Origin of the sequence: Streptomyces sp. NBC_00620 (assembly GCF_026341825.1) — a bacterium.
Classification (GTDB): domain Bacteria; phylum Actinomycetota; class Actinomycetes; order Streptomycetales; family Streptomycetaceae; genus Streptomyces.
Map to the genome: position 1 here is coordinate 1765587 of NZ_JAPENY010000003.1, position 21674 is coordinate 1787260.

General features: G+C 70.9%; 15 protein-coding genes and 1 pseudogene. 8 read left to right on the forward strand and 8 right to left on the reverse strand.

The genetic code is table 11. The features are described from left to right. The 8 genes and pseudogenes from OG246_RS38980 (at position 1) to OG246_RS39015 (ending at position 11305) form a co-directional block, all read left to right on the forward strand. A complete protein-coding gene (locus tag OG246_RS38980) occupies positions 1-753 on the forward strand; it encodes a thioesterase II family protein (protein WP_266473832.1) in 753 nt (250 codons plus the stop codon). Between the two features lie 11 nt (positions 754-764). Then, on the forward strand, positions 765-2663 hold the full coding sequence (locus tag OG246_RS38985) for an amino acid adenylation domain-containing protein (protein ID WP_266473833.1): 1899 nt from the start codon (positions 765-767) through the stop codon (positions 2661-2663). Then, positions 2660-3877: an argininosuccinate synthase-related protein gene (locus tag OG246_RS38990; RefSeq protein WP_266473834.1), complete on the forward strand. Its 1218-nt coding sequence runs from the start codon at positions 2660-2662 to the stop codon at positions 3875-3877. The genes OG246_RS38985 and OG246_RS38990 overlap by 4 nt, the downstream gene beginning before the upstream one ends. Positions 3878-4015: 138 nt before the next feature. Next, positions 4016-4516 (forward strand): annotated as a pseudogene (locus OG246_RS38995) (hypothetical protein); the annotation flags it as partial. Positions 4517-4612: 96 nt separating this feature from the next. Beyond that, entirely contained in the window at positions 4613-5968 is a 1356-nt protein-coding gene (locus tag OG246_RS39000) for a hypothetical protein (RefSeq protein WP_266475022.1), read from the forward strand. Then, positions 5965-7344, forward strand: coding sequence for a VWA domain-containing protein (locus tag OG246_RS39005; RefSeq protein WP_266473836.1), 1380 nt, complete (start codon positions 5965-5967; stop codon positions 7342-7344). The genes OG246_RS39000 and OG246_RS39005 overlap by 4 nt, the downstream gene beginning before the upstream one ends. A gap of 59 nt (positions 7345-7403) precedes the next feature. Continuing rightward, positions 7404-8516, forward strand: a complete 1113-nt coding sequence (locus OG246_RS39010; protein ID WP_266473839.1) for an AAA family ATPase — start codon at positions 7404-7406, stop codon at positions 8514-8516. Beyond that, entirely contained in the window at positions 8513-11305 is a 2793-nt protein-coding gene (locus OG246_RS39015) for a DUF5682 family protein (protein ID WP_266473841.1), read from the forward strand. Before OG246_RS39010 ends, OG246_RS39015 begins: the two co-directional genes overlap by 4 nt. Positions 11306-11413: 108 nt before the next feature. Here OG246_RS39015 and OG246_RS39020 read toward each other — a convergent pair whose 3' ends face one another. The 8 genes from OG246_RS39020 to OG246_RS39055 form a co-directional block, all read right to left on the reverse strand. Further along, positions 11414-13327 carry a right-handed parallel beta-helix repeat-containing protein gene (locus OG246_RS39020; RefSeq protein WP_266473843.1) on the reverse strand — a complete coding sequence of 638 codons (1914 nt, stop codon included), beginning with the start codon at positions 13325-13327 and terminating at the stop codon, positions 11414-11416. A 73-nt stretch (positions 13328-13400) separates the two neighbouring features. Further along, complete coding sequence (locus OG246_RS39025; protein WP_266473845.1) at positions 13401-14183, reverse strand: SDR family NAD(P)-dependent oxidoreductase; 783 nt, start codon at positions 14181-14183, stop codon at positions 13401-13403. Further along, positions 14180-15022 carry an ABC transporter permease gene (locus OG246_RS39030; protein WP_266473847.1) on the reverse strand — a complete coding sequence of 281 codons (843 nt, stop codon included), beginning with the start codon at positions 15020-15022 and terminating at the stop codon, positions 14180-14182. The genes OG246_RS39025 and OG246_RS39030 overlap by 4 nt, the downstream gene beginning before the upstream one ends. Further along, entirely contained in the window at positions 15019-15963 is a 945-nt protein-coding gene (locus OG246_RS39035) for an ABC transporter permease (RefSeq protein ID WP_266473849.1), read from the reverse strand. The genes OG246_RS39030 and OG246_RS39035 overlap by 4 nt, the downstream gene beginning before the upstream one ends. A gap of 7 nt (positions 15964-15970) precedes the next feature. Further along, positions 15971-17560, reverse strand: coding sequence for an ABC transporter substrate-binding protein (locus OG246_RS39040; protein ID WP_266473850.1), 1590 nt, complete (start codon positions 17558-17560; stop codon positions 15971-15973). An 86-nt stretch (positions 17561-17646) separates the two neighbouring features. Next, positions 17647-18726 (reverse strand): mandelate racemase/muconate lactonizing enzyme family protein, encoded by a 1080-nt coding sequence (locus tag OG246_RS39045; protein ID WP_266473851.1) that lies wholly within the window; start codon positions 18724-18726, stop codon positions 17647-17649. Beyond that, complete coding sequence (locus OG246_RS39050) at positions 18723-19952, reverse strand: ROK family transcriptional regulator (RefSeq protein WP_266473852.1); 1230 nt, start codon at positions 19950-19952, stop codon at positions 18723-18725. The genes OG246_RS39045 and OG246_RS39050 overlap by 4 nt, the downstream gene beginning before the upstream one ends. 168 nt (positions 19953-20120) lie before the next feature. After that, complete coding sequence (locus OG246_RS39055; protein ID WP_266473853.1) at positions 20121-21614, reverse strand: cellulose-binding domain-containing protein; 1494 nt, start codon at positions 21612-21614, stop codon at positions 20121-20123. Positions 21615-21674 lie beyond the last annotated feature (60 nt).

Genomic DNA, 21674 nt, shown 5'->3' on the forward strand with positions numbered 1-21674 from the left:
GTGCCTTCGAGGAACTTCGTACTCAAGGGCGCCGCACCGCAGGACGCGGCAGTACGGGTGCTGATCATTCCGCATGCCGGTGCCGGGGCGTCGAGCGGTCTGGCCTTCGCGGAGCACGCTCCGGCCGAGTGGCTGGTGGCGACGGCCCGGCTGCCGGGGAGGGAGTCGCGCATCCGGGAGGGCGTCCCGGAGCTGCCCGGCCTGGTCGCGGACGTCGTGGCGACGGTCCGTTCGCTGCCCGGTACGGCCCCGCTGATCGTCGTCGGAGTGTGTTCCGGCGCTGTCATCGGTCTGGAGGCGGTGCGGGAACTTCAGCGTGACGGCAGCGGCCATGTGGTGGGCCTCGTGGTCGTCTCGCAGTGGGCGGTCACCGAGAAGCCCGATCCCGGGCGCCGTCTGCTGCGCGACACGGACGAAACGGATCAAGTGCTGGACATTCTCCGGGAGTTCGGCGGCGTCCCGGAATCCGTCTCGGCCAACGAGGAGATGCTCAAGCTCGTTCTGCCGGGAATCGTGGCGGACATCCGTGCCGTCGAGGACTACTCGTCGGATCCGGACCCGCTCCTCGCCTGCCCGCTCCTCACCGTGTTCGGGGACGAGGACCACCTGTGTCCCGAGGAACGGACCGCCGACTGGTCCCTGTTCAGCGAGAACACCCGCACCGCCTGGGTGCCCGGCGGTCACATGCTGCTGACGGAGAACCCCGCCGTGGTGGTGGACGCCCTTGCCGGCAATCTCGACCAGTTCGCGTGAGGACTACTTGGATGACGACTGCGCCATTGGATTCCCGCCACCGGATCGACGCCCTCCTGCTGGAGCGGTGGGACCGTGACCCGGCTCTCCCCGCGCTCGTGTCCGGCGACTCCGTGCTCACCATGGGCGAGTTGAAGGAACGGGTCCTGCGGGCCGCAGCCGCGCTCCGCGCGCGGGGTGTGGGGTCCGGGGACCGCGTCGTCGTCTACCACGAGCGGTCCGTCGACTTCGTGGTGGCCATGCTGGGCGTGGTGTTCGCGGGCGCCGCCCATGCGGCGATCGACGTGAACGATCCATTGCGGCGCACGCTCCGTACGATCGACGACTGCGCACCCCGGGCCCTGATGACCAGCCCCGCGCTGCGCTCGCGGTTCAGCGGGGTGCCGGGCTTCGTGGTGGTCACGGACGAGGAGTACGCCGTACGACGGCCGACGCCCCCTGTGCCGCCGGTGACCGCGTCGGGCGAGGACCCCGCGGTCGTCATCTACACCTCCGGTTCCACCGGCCGCCCCAAGGCCTCGCTGATCAGTCATCGCGCGCTCGTATCGCGGCTGATGGCCCTGCAGTCCACGCACCGCATGGACGAGCACGACCGGATGATCCACCACACGGTGTGCAGCTTCGACATGTATCTCTGCGAGCTGTACTGGCCGTTGCTGGCGGGGGCCGCCGTCGTCATCGCGGCACCGGGCCGCCAACGCGACGCCGACTATCTCGCCGCGCTGATCCGGGACCACCGGATCACGACGTTCTACTGCGTCGTGTCCCTGCTCGAACTCTTTCTGCTGACACGTGACCCGGCGGAGCGGTACGACGGCATCCGGCAGGTGCTCACCGGCGGGGAGTCGCTCAGCCCGGAGCTGGTCAAGCGCTTCCACGCGCGTTCCACCGCCTCGCTCACCAACCTGTACGGCCCCAGCGAGTGCACCATCTACTGCACCGCCTGGGTGTGCCCGCGCGATCCCGACCTGGACACCGTGCTGATCGGATCCGCCATCCAGGACACCGAGTTGTGGATCCTCGACGAGGCGGGCGCTCCGGTCTCCGACGGGGAACCGGGCGAGCTCCACATCGGCGGCGCCGGCCTCGCGCTGGGGTATCTGCACCGGCCCGAACTCACGGCGGAACGCTTCATCACCTCCCCGGCGTTGAGCCCGGACAGCCGGCTCTACCGGTCCGGTGACCTGGTCAGGGCCCGTCCCGACGGCGCTCTCGAGTTCCTGGGCCGCGTGGACCGCCAGGTGAAGATCCGGGGCATCCGTATCGAGCTCGGGGAGATCGAGGCAACCGCGGTGCGCTGCGCGGGGGTTCGGCAGGCGGCGGTCGTCGCGCACGGCACGGGGTACGAGAAGCGGCTGGCCGCGTATGTGGTGGCCGAGGAGGGCGCGGAGTCACTGGGGCTGCCCTCGGCCGTACGTCAGACCTTGCGCACCTGGCTGCCGCCCTACATGGTGCCGACGGCGATCGAGGCTGTCGACAGCCTGCCCCTGACGGCCAACGGCAAGCTGGACCGGCTGCTCCTCGAGGACTGGACGGCGAAGCGGGCGGCCGCTCCCGTGCCTGCGGCGGTGGCGCACGGCACGGTCGTGGCAGCCGCCGGTGCGGACGTCTCCACGGTCACGGTGGTAGCCGGTGCGTCCGTGGAGACCGTCGTGGCCGAGGTGTGGTGCGAGGCGCTCGGGACCACCGGCATCGGCCCCGACGACGACTTCTTCGACCTGGGCGGCGACTCGTTCAAGGTGGTCCAGGTGGTCGAGAGTCTGCGCCACCGGCTGGGGGCGGACATTCCGCTGGCGGCGCTGCTGCACGAGCCGACGGTGGCCGGTTTCGCCGCGGAACTGCGGCGCCTCATGGACATGGATACGGACATGGCCACCCATACGGATACGGATCAGGAGCCCGCGAGTTGAACCCTTTGGGAAGCACCCCCGGCCCCCGCTCCGGGCGTCCCGGCCTCATCCGTTCCTTCGCCGATCTCACCTCCGAGCGGTTCGACCGGGGGCGTCCCGTGGTCACGCTGTTCAGCGGCGGCCTGGACAGCAGCTATCTCCTCCACCGGCTGGCGAAGGCCGGCTTCACCGACATCCACGCGGTGAGCGTCGACCTGGGCGCCGGTGAGGACCCGGACGATCTGCGGCTCGTGACCGATCGGCTCTCCGTACGTCTTCATGTCGTCGACGGGCGGGAGTTGTTCGCGGACGAGTACGTCCGCCCGGCGATCGCCGCGCAGGCCGTCTATCTGGACACGCATCCGGTCAGCTCGTCACTCAGCAGACCTCTCATCGCGAAGCTGGCCATGGACATCGCGGTCGGCCTGGGCGCCTGGGGAGTGCTGCACACGGCCAACCGCTCACAGAACACCCTGCGCAGACTCAACGGGGCACTGGGGCTTCTCGGTTATCAGGGCCACTATGGAAGCCCGTACGACCTCGACCCGGTGGACCGTGACCAGAAGGCCAGGGAGCTCGAGGAGATCGGGCTCTTCCACATGAGCAAACGGGTCGCCAGCATCGACGCGAACCTGTGGTGCCGGGAGTTCGAGTCCGGTGTGCTGGACGATCCCGAGGAGCACATCGTTCCGGAGCATCTGTACCGCTGGAGCGTGCGGGAGGACGGGGTCCCGGACGAGACGGTCGAGATCGGTTTCGCCGAGGGGGTGCCCGTCTCCGTCGACGGCACGCGCCTCCCGCTGCATCTGCTGGTCACCGCGCTCAACCGCCGGGCCGGCGCCCATGGAATCGGCCGCTACAGCGGGCTCGAACATCTCCCCGGCGGTCAGAAGGTGCTCGAACTCCGCGAGATGCCGGCCGCCGCACTGCTCCTGAAGACCTACCGCCACCTGGAGACGGCGACCCTGGACGCGGAGACCATCCGGGAGAAGATGCACATCGAACAGATCTGGGTGCGCGAGGCGCTCGAAGGGCGCTGGTTCGGCGAACTGCGGCAGGCGAGCCAGTCGTTCGTGGACTCCTGCGCCGCCCGGGTGACGGGAACCGTACGTTGGCGCCTGCGGCCGGGCTCGGCGGAGACGCAGTCCATCGTCGCCGCCTCCCCGCGCTATGTGCGCAGCCGCGAGGACTGGGAAAGGGAGTCGATTCGCGCCGACGGTTCGTACGGTCTGTAGGCCTCGGCGCCCCTAGGCCTCGGCGCTCCTAGGCCAGGTCTCGGCGCCCGCCCGGCGTTGTCAGTGGTCGCCACTATGTTCATTCGTGCCCCGCCGTTGTGACGGGGAAGTCCCCACGGGTGCATAGGAGATGGTGCGTTGTCAGCTTGGGAGAGGTCGAGCACGGCACGGGTGACCGCACCCGCACGACCGCGCAAGCTCGCCAAGGTCCCGTTCGTCGAACTGGCCGACGGACGCTTGCAGGGCGTGGTGTCCAGCGGCTCGGACATCGAGCGGGTCTACGTCTCGTCGGTCGCCGCCGGTGACTACGCGTTCGCCTGCAGCACCAACAACAACCGGCCCTGCGGCGGCGCGCGGGGCGGGTTCTGCAACCACATCCGGGCGCTGATCACCGAGGCGGTGCTCCAGTACGGCGCCGAGCGCGTCGCCCGCTATCTGCGGGTCGAGACCGTGAGCGGGGAGCCGAGCGCGCTGACGATAGCCGCCGACATGAGCAGCGCCCGTCCGCCGCAGGGAGACACTAAAGCAGCGGCTCCCGTCTTCAGCCGGTTCCTGCGCCACCTGGCCTATCTGGAACTCGCCCCGACCACCGCGCCGTTGCCGGAGATGCAGTGGTTCCCGCCGACCAGGGTGACGGCGGTGGGTACGCCCCCGCGCGAGCTCGGTCCGACCGCGGGCGAGCACGTCGACCCGTCCTCCGAAACCGGAGACGGGCCGGACGGGCTCGACGAAGCGCTGACGGCCGTCGACGCCTTCGACCGGGCGCTCGTCGCCGGCCTGCTCCGCCCCCAGCCCGCCCAGGTGGCCGGGCTGACGGAGCTGGCCCACTCGGTCGCGGGCACACCGCTCGCTTCCCGGGTCTCCGAGGCGGCCGAGAAGGCGGCGTCCGGAGTCGCGAGCGAGGACCACTTCGTCGCCCTCGCGGCCGCCCGCACGGCACTCCTCGGCTCCGTCCACGACGCCCTCGCGAGCCGTCTCGACGAGGTGACCGGGCGTACCCGCGGCGAGGTGACACCCCCGGCGCCCGCCGAACGGCAGGCCGCGAACCTGCTCGCCGCCGCCCGCTCCTGGCTGTCCGATCTCGCGCGCGCAGGCTGGCAGGGCATCGACCACGAGGTGGTCTCGGGGGCGGCGCAGGTCGTCTCCGCGATGCTGCCCGACCCCGCCCTGCGGCGCCTGGCGACCCTTCTCGACGGGTTCTCCGCCGAACTCGCCGCGTCCTGCCCCGGCGCGACCCTGGAAAGGATCCCGGCCCGCCGCTGGGGCGACCTCTGGTCGCGGGCGATGCTCCTGACGCTGCCCGGCGCCGGCGCCGCGCCCCCGACCGGTACCGCCACCGGCCGCCTGCTGCCCCTCGGCGTCGACCTCCAGGAACACGCGACCTCCGCGCAGGCCCAGGTCCACGCGGTGTTCGAGCCCGCCGACGGCACCGCGCCCCGCCTGGTGCGCGCCTGCGTCTCGGTGCCGAAACCGGACACCGTCGTCGGAGCCGGTGTCTGGCAGCTGCTCCGCCCCCACATGTCACTGCTGGCGGCCGTCAGTGAAGGCCGCTCGATGGGCCTCACCGGTATGCCGGTCACCGCCGAGGGCGACCTGGTCTGGAGCGACGAGCACGCCCGCCCGGGTGAGCCCGCCGACGCCTTCGTCACCGCCCGCGTCGCCCTGCCGACCGCCACCGACACGGCGACGGCACCGCTGGACCGGCACCCGGCGCGCATCGCCCTGCCGGTGTTCCTGGAGGGCTACACCATCGACAAGGACAAGGGTGCACACGGCGGCAACATCCTCACCTTCACCGTCGCCGGACAACCCCTCGCCGTCGACACCGACCGCATCCCGGCCGCCGGACCGCTGACACCGGAAGCCGTCGCGGGGTCGAGCGCCTGTATCGGCCTGCTCCGCTGGGACGCCGGGAGGTACCGCGTCCAGCCGCTCGCCGTCGAGACGACCGTGCGGAAGAAGGCCCTCGCTGTCCACGCCGGGGCGTGGGCCGGAGGCACGACCGACAAGGCCGCCGTCAAGGCCGAGAAGGCAGCCACCGATGCCGTCACGGTGTTGCGCGAGCGCGCGGGAAGGCTGCTGCGCAAATGACCGAGCAGACGACCGACCGCGCACCCCGGGCGGACTCCGAGGAGAACCGCCGGCAGATCCAGTACTGGCGGCTCCTCGCCCGCCTCTTCGACCACGAGGAGCAGCCCGCCCTGGAATCGGGGAGCCTCGCCGTCGTCGAGGACCTAGGTCTGCCGCCCGCGTTGCTGGACCCGGGGGCCTCCATCGACTCGATCGTGCAGCGCCATCCGGAGCTGGCCACCGAGTTCGACGGTCTGATGGCGCCAGAGCCCGACGGCGTCGACGCCGGTGCCCGCGACCGGGCCGCCGAAGTACGGCGCGCGGCACTGGTGTCGAAGGTGCTGCTCAACGTCTTCGCCTCCGGTTCCGGCACGGTCACCGCCGGGCAGCTGGCCCGCTGGCAGTCCGACGCGGGATGGCTGGAGCGCGCGCTCGGCTGCCGGCCAGGCGAGCTGCGCGGCGGCCGCGCGGGCGGAGGCGCCGGAGCGGGCGGCCTGCTGATCCCGGGTTTCGGCCCCGAACTCGGCGCCATCGAGGCCGATCTCGTCAAGCGGATGCATCTGCGCGAGGTGCTGGCCGACCCCAAGCTCGCCGCACAGCTGACCCCGAGCATGTCGCTGATCGAGCAGCTGCTGCGGGACAAGAGCAACCTCTCCGGCGTCGCCCTGGCCAACGCCAAGTCCTTGATCCGCCGTTTCGTCGACGACGTCGCCGAAGTGCTGCGCACCCAGGTGGAGAAGGCCACGGCAGGCGACCTGGACCGCTCCGTCCCGCCCAAGCGGGTGTTCCGCAATCTCGACCTCGACCGCACGATCTGGAAGAACCTCACCAACTGGAGCCCGGAGGAGGAGCGGTTGTACGTCGACCGGCTCTACTACCGGCACACCGCCCGCAAGACGATGCCCCAGCGGCTGATCGTCGTCGTGGACCAGTCGGGTTCGATGGTCGACTCGATGGTGAACTGCACGATCCTGGCGTCGATCTTCGCCGGGCTGCCGAAGGTCGACGTCCACCTGATCGCGTACGACACACAGGCGCTCGACCTCACGCCCTGGGTGCACGACCCCTTCGAGACCCTGCTGCGCACCAAACTCGGCGGCGGCAACGACGGGCCCGTCGCGATGGCCATGGCCCGACCGAAGATCACGGAGCCGCGGAACACCGTGATGGTGTGGATCTCGGACTTCTACGAATTCGACCGCTCCCAGCCGCTGTTCGAGGGCATCGAGGCGGTTCACCGCTCCGGGGTGAAGTTCATCCCGGTCGGATCGGTGACCAGCTCCGGCCGCCAGGAGGTCAACCCCTGGTTCCGTGAGCGCTTCAAGACCCTCGGCACGCCGGTGCTCTCCGGACACATCCGCAAGCTCGTCCACGAGCTCAAGACGTTCCTCACCTAGCACTCACACGCCTCAGACGCGTCACTCCCAAAACTTTTCACGCCCAGAAAGGCCCTTGCATGTCCGAGCTGTTGCGCGCCCCCGCCGAGATCAAGTACGCCGAGGAGCTGGACTGGCTGGAGTCCGTCGACGACAACCCCAAGCCCTTCTCCTGGCGGCTGTCGCCGAAGATGATCCGGCTGTTCATCCTGGGTTCCGAGCGCTCCGACGGCCTGGACCGGGAGGTCGCGCAGAAGTGGTTCGGCGACCGCAGTCTCGTCGAGCGCTCCATCGTCACGCTGGCCTCCGACCGCGGTCTGCTGCTCATCGGCGACCCCGGCACCGGCAAGAGCTGGCTGGCCGAGCTGCTGGCCGCCGCGATCAGCCGTAACTCCACGCTGGTCGTGCAGGGGACGGCCGGTACGACCGAGGACCACATCAAGTACTCCTGGAACGTGTCCATGGTCATCGCCAAGGGCCAATCGCGGGAGTCGATGATCCCCTCGCCGATCATGACCGCGATGGAGACCGGCGCGATCGGCCGTTTCGAGGAACTCACCCGCTCCACCAGCGACGTCCAGGACGCGCTGATCTCGATCCTGTCCGAGAAGTACGTCTCGGTTCCCGAACTCGACAGCGACAGCATCGTCTTCGCCAAGCCCGGTTTCTCGATCATCGCCACCGCCAACAGCCGCGACCGGGGCGTCAACGACCTGTCGTCGGCGCTCAAGCGCCGCTTCAACTTCGTCCGCATCCCGGTGGTGACGAACAAGAAGAGCGAGGCGGAGATCGTCCGCTTCCGCACCGAGGAACTGCTGCGCCGCCACCAGATCGAGCTGGAGGTGCCGCCGACGCTGCTCGACGTGCTGCTGCAGAGCTTCGCCGACCTGCGCGCCTCGGCGTCCGCGGCCGGCAGTGACGACGAGAAGCTGGAGTCGGCGCTGTCCACCGCCGAGCAGATCGGGGTGCTCGAGGACGCGATCCTGCACGGCAACTTCTTCGGCGAACGCGCCCTGACCGCCCGCGCACTGGCCTCCTCGCTCGTCGGGTCGCTGGCCCGGCGCGAACCCGAGGACCTGGCCATCCTCAACAAGTACCTGCACGGTGTCGTCGAGCCGCGCAGCAAGGAAGAGGGCGGCTCCTGGCCGGAGTTCCTGGAGGGCGGCCGCGACGCGATCGCCACCCTGTCATGAGCGAGGGAACTTTCACCGCACTGCGCACCCAACTGCAGGAAGCGGCGACGGAGTTCGCCGACGGTCCGGGCGCTCTGAAGGGCATCCTCCTCGGCATCGTCGAGGACGTCGACCGCGCGGTGCGCGAGCCGCTGGAGATCTTCCCGGTCTGCCACCACTCGCCCGCCTCGGCGCTCGCGATGGCCCGCCGCCTGCGCGAGAAGCAGCCGAAGGTCGTCTATCTGGAGCTGTGCGAGGACATGGCGCCGCTGCTCACCGAACTGCGCAACTGCAGGCTCCCGGTGGCGGTCCAGGCCTTCGCGACCGAGGTCGACGGCTTCCCGGCCGAGTGGTCCCCGCTGTCGGTGGTCGCCCCGATCACCGAGGCCTCCGCCGAGTACCAGGCGATCGCCTACGCCCTGGACACCCCGGGCGTCGAACTGGTCCTCGTCGACCGTTCCTCGGACCACGTCTACCAGTGGGACGCGCGCGGTACGGAGGATGCCGGGCCGACCGATCCGGACGCACCGCCCGCCGAGGAGGAGGCCGCGCTGCACGGTGACGCGGTCGGCGTGGAGATCGGCGACCTGCGGCCGCGCTTCGCCGAACTGGAGGAGCACCTGCTGCGGCACGGCAGGGTGCGGCACTGGTCGGAGTGGTGGCACCAGTACGTCGAACTGCCGCTCGGCGACAGCGACCACGACACCTACCGCCAGGTCATGCTGCTGATCGGCAGCCTCTTCCGGCGCCTCGCACCCGGCGACCCGCACCGGGTCCGCGTGGACGAGGACCGCGAGCGGTACATGTGGACCCGGATGCGCGAGCACCTCGCCGCGTCCGGCGCAGATGCCGCGGACTGCCTCTACGTGTGCGGCGCCTTCCACGCGGCCAGCCGCGTCGCGGAGTTCGGCGTCCACGGCAGCGACACCTTCGAGATCGGTCCCCGCAGTGCCACCAAGTGGCAGCACGGCCTGATTCCGTCCAGCCACGCGGCGATCGAGGCGCAGTTCGGCCTCGCCGCCGGCTCGGTGTCGATCGCCGCGACGCAATGGGCGAAGAACGTCGGGCGCACGCGCGTGGAGCCGTACCGCCTGACGGGACAGGCAGGCGTGAAGAAGACGCGCGCCAGGAAGACCGCCGCCGCGGCCCCCGTACCGTCGGCCGTCCCGCCCTCGGACAGGCTGACCGGCTTCCTGCGCCAACAGCCCGTCCTGGACCCGCTGGACGAGGCGGAACTGCTCGGCTGGTCGGTCGACATCGTGCGTGCCGCACGCCGGGCCGGCTATCTGGCCTCCACGGCCGACGCCATCGCGGTGTTCGAGACGTCGATCCTGCTGGCCGGGATGCGCGACCGGGCCAAGCCCACGCCGTACGACTTCCAGGACGCGGCCGTCACCTGCATCGAGAAGGACTCCGTGCCGGGCCGGCGCGATGTGCGCCGCCTCGTGGAGATCATGATGGGCGGCGACCGGGTCGGCCAGGTCGGTTACGACGCGCTGCCGCCGCTGGCCCGCGATGTGCACGACCGGCTCGCGCCGCTGAACCTCAGGCTTCAACAGCGCGGTGTGCAGCGGGCGTTGCTGGACATGGCCGCCCAGCCGGAGTTGGGGCCCTGCTCCGACGTGCTGTGGATGTTGAAGTACCTGATGCCGCACGGCACCGCGCGGCCGATCATGGGCGAGCGGAAGCTCGGCGAGCGGCCGATCCAGGAGTCGTGGGACCTGGCGCTCGGCACCCATCAGCGTGCGCTCATCGAGCTCGGCTACGAGGGCGTCAGCATCGAGCAGGTCCTCGAACAGCGTCTGCGCCGGGCGGCGTACGGCCCGCAGGCCACCGCGGCGACCGTCCTGGCGGCCGTCGAGGACGCGACGCTGTACCTGCGCGGCCGCCGTCTCCCCGACGAGCTGGGCACCCGGGCTCTGGAGGTGCTGTCGGCCGAACGCGGCGTGGACGGCGCGCCGGAGGTGCTGCGCCGGGTGCGGCGTCTGCTTGCGTACTACCGCACCAGTGAGCCGGTGCTGCCGCCGTGGATCGAGTCCTTCGTGAAGGCCGGATACGCGCACTACTGCACCCTGCTGCCAACCGCGTTCACCGACGAGGACGCCACCGTCCGCCAGGTGGCGGCGATGCTGGGCTTCCTGTTCAGCATGGAGGGTCTGGCGCTGTCGCTGGGCTGCGACCGGACCCAACTGGAGCTGGCCGTGGCCCAGTCGCATCCGCAGGACCCGTCGAGGACCGCGCTGCTGTGGGCGGCCCGGACGCAGCTCGGACACCTCTCCCGCGCGGACCTGCGGGCGAGGTGCGACGAACTCCTCGCCAACCCCTTGGTCGTGCCCGCCTACCCGCGCTATCTGAGCGGCTTCGTCCACGCCCTGGAGCCCGTCCCGAGCCTCACCGACTTCGTCGTGGAAGCCGTGTCGAACGCCTTCGGGCGGCTGCCGGACCCGGTGCTCCTGCCCTGGCTGCCCACCCTGATCACCACCCTGCGATCGAGCGGCACCGAGCTGGCTCCGCTGCTGATCCGCGAGGCCGGACGGACCTTTCCCGGCCGGCTCGCGGCGCTCGACGAATGGGTCCCGCCCTGGCGGACCCGGCCACAACCGCAAGCCGCCCACCCGGCACGGCACCCGGACGGCAACCGCCCTGCCGCACTCCTCGCCGCCCACCCCGCGACATGCGACGCGGTGGCGGGCCTGCTGGGCTGCGACGGGGCATGGGAGCCGGCGGATCCCGGCCCGCGGGGCGCCGCACTGGCCGGCCGCTATCCGGAGACGGGGGTGGCTCTGGAGGTGCTGCTGTCGGACGCGTGACCGCGGCGGGGCCTGAGGCGTCGCCCCAGGCCCCGCAGGGATCAACCGACCGGCATCAACCGCCGGGTCTCGGCCGACCGTTATCAACCCACCGGCTGCACGATCACGTCATCCACGTATGACAACCCCGGCGACGTCGCCCGAACCCGCAGCATGGTCGCCGTCGACGGTGCGGACAGCTCCACGCGGTGCCACTCCCCCGCCGTGGTGTCGGACTGCGTGGCGGTGGCGACGACCGTGCCCGAGGAGTTGAGGACCTCGACGGCGACGGGCGTGGACGGGGAGTCGGAGCGTACGAGGGCGGAGACGCGGCGTGTGGTGGTGCCGCCGATGGTGCGGGTCAGGGTCGAAGTACCTGTCAGGCGGGCCGAGTTGCCCAGATCTCCCGAGGGGTCCGTGACCACGGATGCGGTACCCGTTGTGGTCCAGGTCGACGACAGCGTGTCGAAGAGGTCGGTCACCAGGGGGGGGCGTCGTACCGCTGCCGCCGTACGCCCCGATGTTCGGGGCGGTTGTCGAGGAGACCGCGTTGCCGTAGTAGTCCAGTCCCCCGTTGCCGGCGACCACCGCGCCGGTGCCGAGTGTTCCGTACCCCGTGATGAGACGGTAGCCGTGCGGATCGCGGAGGCCGGGGGCGACGAGACCCGGTGCGGTGGTGACCGTGTTGGTCGCCGCCGCCGGTGCCGTCAGGCCGTGGAAGGCGTTGTGGTCGAAGGTGACGTTGGCGTCGGAGTAGTTCCAACTCACCGATCCCGAGCCGGACTTGCGGACGATGTTGTTGGTGAAGGCCAGGTCGAGCGGGTCCGAGGTGGACTCGGTGAGGAAGACCGGGCTGAGGCCGGTGCCCACGGAGATCGTGTTGTTGTAGATGTCGCCGTTGTCGATCTCGCCGGAGCACACCTGGAAGGTGCGGGTGCGGTCGTTGACCGAGATGTTGTAGCGGATCGTGAAGTCGGTGACCGGAGTGTCGTACGGGCAGATGAGGAAGAAGCCGCCGTCGTTGTCGTGGGAGAGGTTGTACTGGAAGACCGTGCCGGACGTGGAGTGGTCGACGTCGTAGGACTGGCCGTCCTTGGTCGTGTTGCCCCCGGACACCTCGTTGTACTGGAAGAGGCCGTTGTCGCTGTTGGCGGTCCAGATGCCGATGTTCACGCTGCCCGCGCGCTCGTTGAAGCCGGTGACCTTGTTGTGCTCGATGAGCGCGCCGTCCTGGCCCTTGGCGACGATGCCGTCTCCGCCGATGTCACGCAGGTCGTTGCCGCGGACGACCAGACCGGTCGAGGCCTTCCAGTCGGCGAAGCACAGGGTGTCCTGCCAGAAGGCGGCGAGCTGGTCCCGCTTGCACCAGTTGGACCAGGTGTAGATGCCCTCGCGGTCCACGGAGTGGATCTCGTTGTCGAGAATGCGCGTGTCCGCGAAGGCCGTCGGCGTGGTGGTGCCCTGCGCCTCGATGACGATGCCGCCGGTGGCGTTCGCGTACTTTCCGGTGCCGTGATAGTTCCCGCTGACCGTCGCGGGCAGCACACCGCGTACGTCATGGATGTCGAGCCGTTGCAGCGTGATGCCGCTGACGACGCCCGCGTCCGCCGCGTGGACGTAAACCCCGCGTCGGTACGCCGTGTTGTCGCCGTCCGCCGTCAACTCCAGGTCCTGGACGGTGATGTACGGGGTGTTGTCGAGGAGTACGGCGTTGACCGCGCCGTCCGCGTTGACCGCCGGCTTGTCACCGCTGCCGTAGGCGCCGATGACGACCGGGGCAGAAGCGGTGCCGGTGGCGTCCGGGGCGAGCTGGCCCGAGCAGGCGGTGCCGCGCCGCAGGAGAACCTGGTCACCGGCCGTGAGGGTGAGGGCGTTGACCGAGGTCAGGGAGTTGTACGGGGAGGAGGAGCCGCCGGTGCCGTCGGCGGCGGCGGAGCAGTCCACGTAGTACGTGGTGGGGGCGGCCTGGGCCGGTGAGGCGGCGATGAGGGCCGCGCCGAGGGCCGTCAGGCAGGTCAGCAGGGCGGTGCTTCCGGAACGCATGGCGGGACTCCGTGAGGGACGGCGGGACGGGGGAAGGGCGCGGCACGGAGACGGCTACATCGCGCGCGGTGCATCACAGGTCTACCTCCGGGGTACGGGCGGACAGGCCGCCGTCGACGGGCAGTACGGCACCGGTGACGAACGAGGCGTCGTCCCCGGCGAGGAACGCGACGGCCCGGGCCACCTCGTGCGGCAGACCGGCCCGGCGCAGCGGATAGGGCCGGACCCGCGCGGCGAACTCTTCCGGGTCATCGGCCAGTTGGGCATTGCGCTCGACCATGACGAGCCCCGGCGCGACCGCGTTGACGCGGATGCCGTGCGGGCCCCATTCGTGCGCAGCGGTCCGGGTGAAAGCGACGAGCCCGGCCTTGGCGGCTGAGTACGCGCCGAACCCGGTAGCCGCGAACTGAGCATGTACGGAAGCGATGTTGACGATGGCACCCGGCCTCTCCTCGGCGATCAACCGGGCGGCGAAGGCCTTCGAGAGCCGGACGGCCGCGTGCAGGCTGACGTCGAAGGTGAGCCCCCAGCCGGACTCCGTACTGTCGAGGAGAGCCGAACGCTCTTCGGCAAAGGCGCAGTTGACGAGAATCCCGGGAGCGCCGTCGTGAGCACCGGGAGCGCCGTCAGGGTTCCCGGGAACACCACCGAGCACCCCGCAGGCGCCGTCGAGGATGCGCTCGGGCGCGTCGGAGTCGGCGAGGTCGACGACCACCGGCCTGATCCGCCCGGTGGCCGCCTCCCGTACGGACTCCAGGATGTCGACGGCGACGACCATGTGCCCGCGGTCGGCGAGTTCGGTGGCGATGGCGCGCCCGATTCCGCGAGCCGCACCAGTGACAACAGCGACAGTCATCGTTTCAGCAACCCCTTGTTCAGCCCGTCGGCGAGGAGGTTGAAGCCGACGACAAGCCCCACGACGACGGTGATCGGACCGAGTGCGTAGGCCGGATTGTCGGCCAGGAAGGACACGCTGGTCCGCAGCAACGCGCCGAGTGACGGGGTGGGCGGGGTGACTCCGATGCCCACGAAGCTCATCGCGCCCTCGACGAAGACGGCCGTGGACAGCGAGAGCGCCGCCTGCACGACGAGCGGGTCGACGATGTTGGGCAGGATGTCGCCGAGCAGGATCCGGCCCCGTCGGGCGCCCAGGGCCACTGCGGCCAGGACGTATTCCCGGTCCTTCTCCACTCGTACCGCATCGCGGGTGATCCGCCCGAAGAGCGGGATGTTGACGCCCGTCACCGTCCAGAAGACGGCGGCCGTGCCCGCGCCCAGGATCGCGGCGAGCGTGACGCCGAGGATCAGGGCGGTGAAGGCCAGCATGACGTCGAAGGCCCGTTGCAGGACGACGTCGAGTGCCGGGTGCAGGGTGCACAGCAGGCCGAGGCCGATTCCGGCCACCGCGCCGAGCGGCACCGCGGTGAAGGCGACGAGCAGGTCGAGCCGGATGCCGTACAGCGTGCGGCTGAACAGATCTCGGCCGAACTCGTCGGTGCCGAGGGGGTGTTCGGCGCTCGGCCCGGCCAGTGCGCCGGTGCCCTGGGTGAGCGGTGAATGCCCGGTCAGCAAGGGCGCGGCCGCCCCGAGCAGCACCAGGAGGACAACGAGGGCGAGACCCCAGCGGGCGGCGGGGGCGCGGAGCGCCCGGGAGCCGACGGCGCGCCGGACCCGTACCGCGACCAGGGTGGTCATACCGATCCCCCGATCCGCGCCCGCGGATCCAGCCCCGCCTGCACCAGGTCAGTGAGTGTCTGCAGCACCACGAACACCGCGACGGCGAACAGCAGCAGATCCTGTACGAGGAGATAGTCGCGGCTGAGTACGGCCTGCAGGAGCAGCTGCCCCACCCCCGGCCAGGCGTACACCGCCTCGACGACGATCGCGCCGCCGAGGAGCTGACCGACCTGGATGCCCAGGACGGTGACGACGGGCGGCAGCGCACCCGGCAGTACGTGCCGGGCCAGCAGCCGCCCCTCCGTCACGCCCTTGGCCCGGCCCGTGCGGACGAAGTCCTCCTGCCGGGACCTGCGCAGCGAGGCCGCGAGGAAGCGGGCGAGGACCGCGCCGGTGGGCAGTGCCAGGCAGAGCGCGGGCAGCAGCAGGTACTGCACGCCGATGACCGGGTCGGCGAGCAGCGACTCGTGCCCGGAGGCCGGCAGCACCCTGAAGGTGACGGCGAGGACGAGGACGAGCAGCACACCGGTGACGTACGGCGGGACGGCGAGTGCGAGGTTCACGGCGCCGCTGAGCAGGCGTGCGCGGCGTGCCGTGCCTAGGACGATGCCCGCCGCGCCGCCGCCCGCGAGCGCCAACAGCAGGGCGGCCGCGGTGAGTTCGAGCGTGTTGCCGAGGCTGTGCCAGATCAGTTCGGTGATCGGCGCGCCGAGGATGAACGACGTGCCGAGGTCGCCGGTGAGGACACCGGTGAGCCAGGTCCAGTACTGGACGGGCAGCGCGGCGTCGAGGCCGAGCGAGGATCGCACCTCGGCGACCGTGGCCGCTGAGGCGTCCGGGCCCGCGAGGACGACGGCCGGATCCCCCGGCGCGAGCCGCAGGACACCGAAGACGAGCACGGACGCCACCAGCAGCACGAGCAGGGCGGACGGCACGCGCCGCAGTGCGTAGCGGAGCATGGCGGGGTCAGCCGATCGAGGTCTGGTCGAGGTCGAGGTAGTCGTACATCGTCCAGTTCAGTCCCTGAACCTTCTTGCTGCGCGTGTACGTGTGGGAGCTCGCGACGAGGTCGGATACGAACTGCTCTTCCAGCAGCAGGTCGTTGAGCGCGTCGGCGGCCTGCTTCGCCTCGGCTTCCTCGGTCGCCTTCCACAGCTGGTCGGCGAGGGTCCGGTACGCGTCGCTGTCGAAGTTCGAGGCGTTCTTGTCCGCGTTGAAGGGGAAGGCGCCCTTGACGAGGGTCGCCGGGTGCAGCTGGCCGAAGCCGTGGCCGTTGATGAACAGGCCGGGGAGTTCGCCCGCCTGAAGCTGAGCAAGGAAGTCGGCGGCCTGGAGCGGCTCGGCCTTCGCGTCCAGGCCCAACTCGGTGAGGTCGTACTGCACTATCTCGGCGATCTTCGCGTTGGTGGCGAGCCCGGCGTTGTAGACGACCTTGACGCTCTCGCCCTGCGCGCCCGCCGCCTCGATGAGTGCCTTGGCCTTCTTCAGGTCGCGGCTGTAGTGGGCGGCCTTCGTCCTGTCGTACGCCGGTGAACTCGTCGCCCAGGGAAGGGAGGTGACGGTTCCGATGGAGCCGAGGACCTGGCTGAGGATGCGCTCGCGGTCGACGGCCCAGGCGACGGCCTGGCGTACGCGTTTGTCGTCGAGGGGCTTCACCTTGACGTTGGAGGCGACGTAGAAGCCGGAGTCGTGGGCGTCGGAGACGGTCACCTCGAAGCGGGTGTCGTTCTTGACCGAGGCCGCGTCCAGCGGGGCGACGTCGACGAGGAGGTGGGTGCCGCCGGAGCGGAGCCCGGAGACCATCGAGGCGGACTGGCTGACGACCGAGACCTCGATGGCGTCGAGCAGCGGGGCGCCCTTCTTCCAGTACGCGTCGTTCCGCTTCAGCTCGAAGCCGGTACCCGGTGTGTAGTCGGCGACCTTGAACGGGCCGGTGCCGATGATCTTCGTGCCCTTGAGCAGCTCGTCGATGGACTCCTTGTCGACGATGAGGAGGATCTCGAAGAGGTCGAAGAGGTTGCTGACCGGGTGCGCGAGGTGCAGCGTGATCGTGTGCGCGTCGGTCTCGTCGATCTTCTCGATGGCGAGGGCGACGTGCTTGAGCTGGGACGCGGTGGTGTCCTTCTTCAGGTTCTCGATGGCGAAGGCGACATCGGCGGAGGTGAAGGCGCGGCCGCTGTGGAAGGTGACGCCCTCGCGCAGCTTCAGCGTGATGGACCTGCCGTCCTTCGCCTCGGTCCACGACTCGGCGAGCGACGGCTTCGGCTCGAGCGTCTTGTGGTCGTACTCGGTCAGCGTGTTGAAGACCGTGCGCGCGACGGTGAAGTTCGGGTTGTTCTGGCCGAAGAGGGTGGCGGGCGCGATGTCGGCGGTCTGCGCGATCTTCAGCGTGCCGCCCTTGGCGGCGGCCGTCCCTGACGTCGTGGCGCCCTCGTCGGCGGCGCTGCGGCAGGCGGGGACGGCGAGCAGTGCGCCGCCGGCACCGATGGCGGCGAGCAGTCGGCGCCGGGACATGGCGAGTCTTTCGGGTGTGCGGAGGTTGCTGGACGAGGGCATGACGGAACTCCGGTCGGCAGAAGGGGAGATGAAGAGCAAGGGAGATGAGAGGGCAGGCGAGAGCTGCGAAAGCGCGTGGTGAGGTGTCAGCTACAACAGGAGGGGCGCGGTTCGAGGCGCCCGCTCCAGACCCGGGTGACCGCCGGGTGATCGGTGTCGAGTTCGAGGCCGATTCCGGGGGCGTCCGGCAGGGTGAGCCGGCCGTCGCGGACCCGCTCGGCGCCGTGCACGACGTCGGAACGCCAGGCGACCTCGCCGTACGCGAACTCCAGGCGCTCGGCGACCGCCGCGTCGGTGGGCGCGAGCTGCGCCGCGTGCAGGGTGGCGACGGGTCCCGAGGGGTTGTGGAAGGAGATGCGGGCCGTGCCCCGGGTCCGGCGGGTGAGTTCGAGCGCGGCGCGCGGGCCGCCCGCGTGCTTCACGTCGGGCAGCAGTACGTCGAGGAGTCCGCGTACGGCTTCGATGTCGTCGGCCCGGTGCGCGAACTCGCCTCCGGCCAGCGGGAGTCGGGTGCGGGCGCGCAGTTCGGCCAGTTCGGCGGGGCGGGCGATGCCGACGCCGTCCTCCAGCCAGTACAGGGCCAGCTCCTCGAACGGGCCGAGCAGCGGGGTGAGTTCGTCGAGGGTGAGGCGCTCGTGCGCGTCCACCATGACGTCGACGCCGGAGCCGACCGCCTCGCGTACGGCGCGGACGCGCTCCAGGCCGATCTCGGCGAGGGTACGGCGCCCGTCGGTGTCCGGGGTGTCGAACGGGGCGAGTTTGACGGCCGTGAAGCCTTCGCGTACGGCGGCTTCGGCGGTCGCGGCGATGTCGCGCGGGGTGCGGCCGCCCGGGGCGCGGTTGATGTTGGCGTACAACTCGACGGTTTTCGAAGCTTCCTGACCGATGATCAACTTTCGCAGGGGTACGCCCGCGCGGCGGGCGACGCGGTCGAGGCGTGCCTGCTCCACGGCACCGCGTACGGTGATCGCGGCGAAGCCGCAGGAATCGCAGGCGCCGTCGAACCGGTCCAGTTCCCGTATCACGGTCTCCAACGACCCGGCGTCCGAGCACTCCCCGTATCCGTGATCGCCGTCCGGCCCGCAGACTCGCAGCACCAGCCACTCCGTCCGCGCGCTCACGGTGATCCGGAACAGCTCCCAGCTCTCCTGCCGCAAGGGGTTCATGACGCGACGCCCTGAGCTGCCGGGCTTTCCCGGCCTTCGGGGCCGAGGAGTGCGATCGGGTCCTGATAGACCCCTTCCAGCAGCGGCATCGCCGAGGCGACGACCAGCGTGCCGGAGCCGAAGGTGCTGGTCACGACGCGTTCGGTGGCGCTCCAGCCGCGGTGCACACGGTCGGTGATCTCCTGGCGCAGGTCGGCCAGGTATTCGTCGGCGGCGACGATGCCGCCCGCGAGGACGACCCGGCTCGGGTTGAGCAGGTCGACGACGGTCGCGACCGCACGGCCGGCGTGGCGGGCGCGGGTGCGCAGCAGTTCCTGGGCGCGGAGGTCGCCGGAGCCGGTGCCGGCCGGGCGTGCGGCGGCGATGAGCCGTTCCAGCGGGAGGTGTTCGTCGGCGGCGGACAGGATGCCCGCGGTGCGGGCCCGCTCCACCAGGGCCGCGTCGCTGGCGACTGCCGAGAGGCAGGCGGCTCCGCAGCAGGGGCACGGGGTGCCCGGTTCGCCGCTCACCGGCAGGTGTTCGATGCCGCCCGCCGCGGCTCCCGGCCCACGGTGCACGGAACGGTCGACGACCACGGCGGCGCCCAGAATGTTGCCGAAGAAGACGTACACGAAGTCGTCCACCTCGCGCCCGGCGCCGAACCACAACTCGGCGCGCGCGGAGGCCCGTACGTTCTGGTCGAGGAGGACGGGCCCGGGCAGCCGCCCGTCAAGCAGTTCAAGGAGCCGTACGTCGCTCCACCCCAGGGCGCTGTGCTCGACGACCGTGCCCGTGTCACCGTCCACCCAGCCGCCGAGGCTGATGCCGGTCCCGAGGATCCGCCGCCCGCCGAGCCGGTCGGCCAGGAACTCCCGGGCGCCGTCGACGGCCTGCTCCGCGATGCGGCGCGGGTCGAGCCCGCCGTCGGCGGGGGCGTCGTGGTCGAGGACCCGTTGGGCGGCGACGGTCCCGTCGAGGGCGACGAGCCCGAGGGTCGTCCGCAGCAGCCCGATGTGCACGCCCAGCGCGGCGGGGCCACGCGGGTCGACGCCGACCGGCACACGGGGCCGCCCCTGCGCCGCCTCCAGCGGGGCCTCCTCACGCAGTACCCCCGCCTCGACGAGTACAGCGGTGAGCTTGGTGACGCTGGGCGCCGACAGACCCGTACTGCGTGCGATGTCGGCGCGGGAGAGCGGGCCCCCGGCGAGGACGGCACGCAGAACCGCCGAAGCGTTGCCTCGACGCATGCCCTCGGCTCTCATGGTTCCCCTCACTCCCCACCGGACTTAATTTCAGAAATTAAGTCAAGCGGGACGGGGTGCGCAACGCCTCGGCCGGAAGATCTCGCCCAGTGGACAGAGCAACGGGCGGCAGGGCGACCGGAGCAATCGGGCGAATCTGACGAGGCGCCCGGGTCAGCTCCCGGTCGCGCAGCTTGCGTCGTTCAGCGTGAAGTCGTCCGGGACCGAGTTGGTGCCCTGCCAGGAGCCGAGGAAGCCGACGGTGAAGGTGCCGCCTGCGGCGACGGTCTTGTTGTAGTCGGCGGCGGTGGCGGTGACTCGGGTGGCCTCCTGGGCGAAGGTGCCGTCCCACATCTGGGTGACCCGCTGGCCGTCCTGGAAGGTCCAGGAGACGCGCCAGGTGCCGAGGGCCTTGGTGGTGGTGACGGTGACGGTGGCCTGGAAGCCGTCCGGCCACTGGTTGATGATCTCGTACTTGATCTGGCAGGACGGCGACGCGGTCTTCGTGGGTTCCGCCGCCTTGTGTGTCACGTCGGCGGAGGACGAGGAATTGCCCTGGGGTTCGGTATCGGGGTTCGGGGTCGTCGCCCCCGTGCGGGGGTCCGATTCCGAGGGATCGGGCGACGCCGACGAGCCCGAGGGACGGGCGGTGGCCGCCGGGAGCACGGTGCCCGGCTCCGCCACGGGCAGGCGGTTCACCGACTCTCCGCCCGCCGAGGTGTCGGTCCCCGTGGTGTCGTCGGAGGGCATCAGCGTGACCCCGAGTGCCAGCGCGGAGACGAGGACGGCCGTGACCAGGAGCCCGGTCCGGCCGATCCGGGGCGCCGTCATCTTGCCCACGGCGAGGCCGGTGTCCACGGCCGCGTCCCTGCGTCCGCCAAGGAGACCGGCGTCCGCCGCCCGGCGGCGCCGCTCCAGATACGCGAGGCCGCCCCAGCCGATCACGCCGCCCGCGAGCGCCGAGGGCAGCCCGCCGCCGTGCAGCCGCAGACAGGCCGCCGCCTCCGCGCAGTCCACGCAGCGGGCGAGATGCCGCGAGAGGTCCTCGGGTGTCTCGGCGCCCGGCGAGCGGGTCACCGCGTCCAGGAGCCGGGCGTAGCTGCGGCAGTTGGCGTCCATCGGGGTGTCGAGGTGGTTGCGATGGCACCGGTCCCTGAACAGCGCCCGGACCTGGGCGAGTTCCTCTGCCGCGGCCGCCGGGTCGAGGCCGAGTCTTCGGGCCACCGCGGGCAGCGGCAGTGCCTCGACCTCGGCCAGCCACAGCAGCGCCGCGTCCGGTTCCTGCATGTCACGGAGGCCGCGCAGCGCCAGCGGGCGGTGCAGCGGCGGCCCGGTATAGCGGGCCGCCTTCCCGGAGTTGAGCCACAGCCTGAGGTCGGGGTCGAGCCGGTGGCCCTGCCCGTGTTCCTCCCAGGCGGCGGCGGTGGTGCGAACCGAGGTCAGCAGCAAGGGAATTCGGGGCAGCCGGGGCGTCCTGCGGCCGGTACCCTTCGTTCCTGAACCGAGGGCGCGCGCCTCACGGATGCCGTGGGTGAACGCCTCGGTCGCCAGCTGCGTGGCCGCGGCGGAACCGGACGTGCACAGGTCGGCGTACGACAGGACCACGTCCCAGCACTCCGAGAACAGCGCGGCCTCGGCAGCGTCCTGGGGGGTCGGCAGGTCAGGCATGGGGGGCTCCTGCATCAACTGCGTCCATGTGCCAAGTCATGCAATGCCAACTCACGTGTC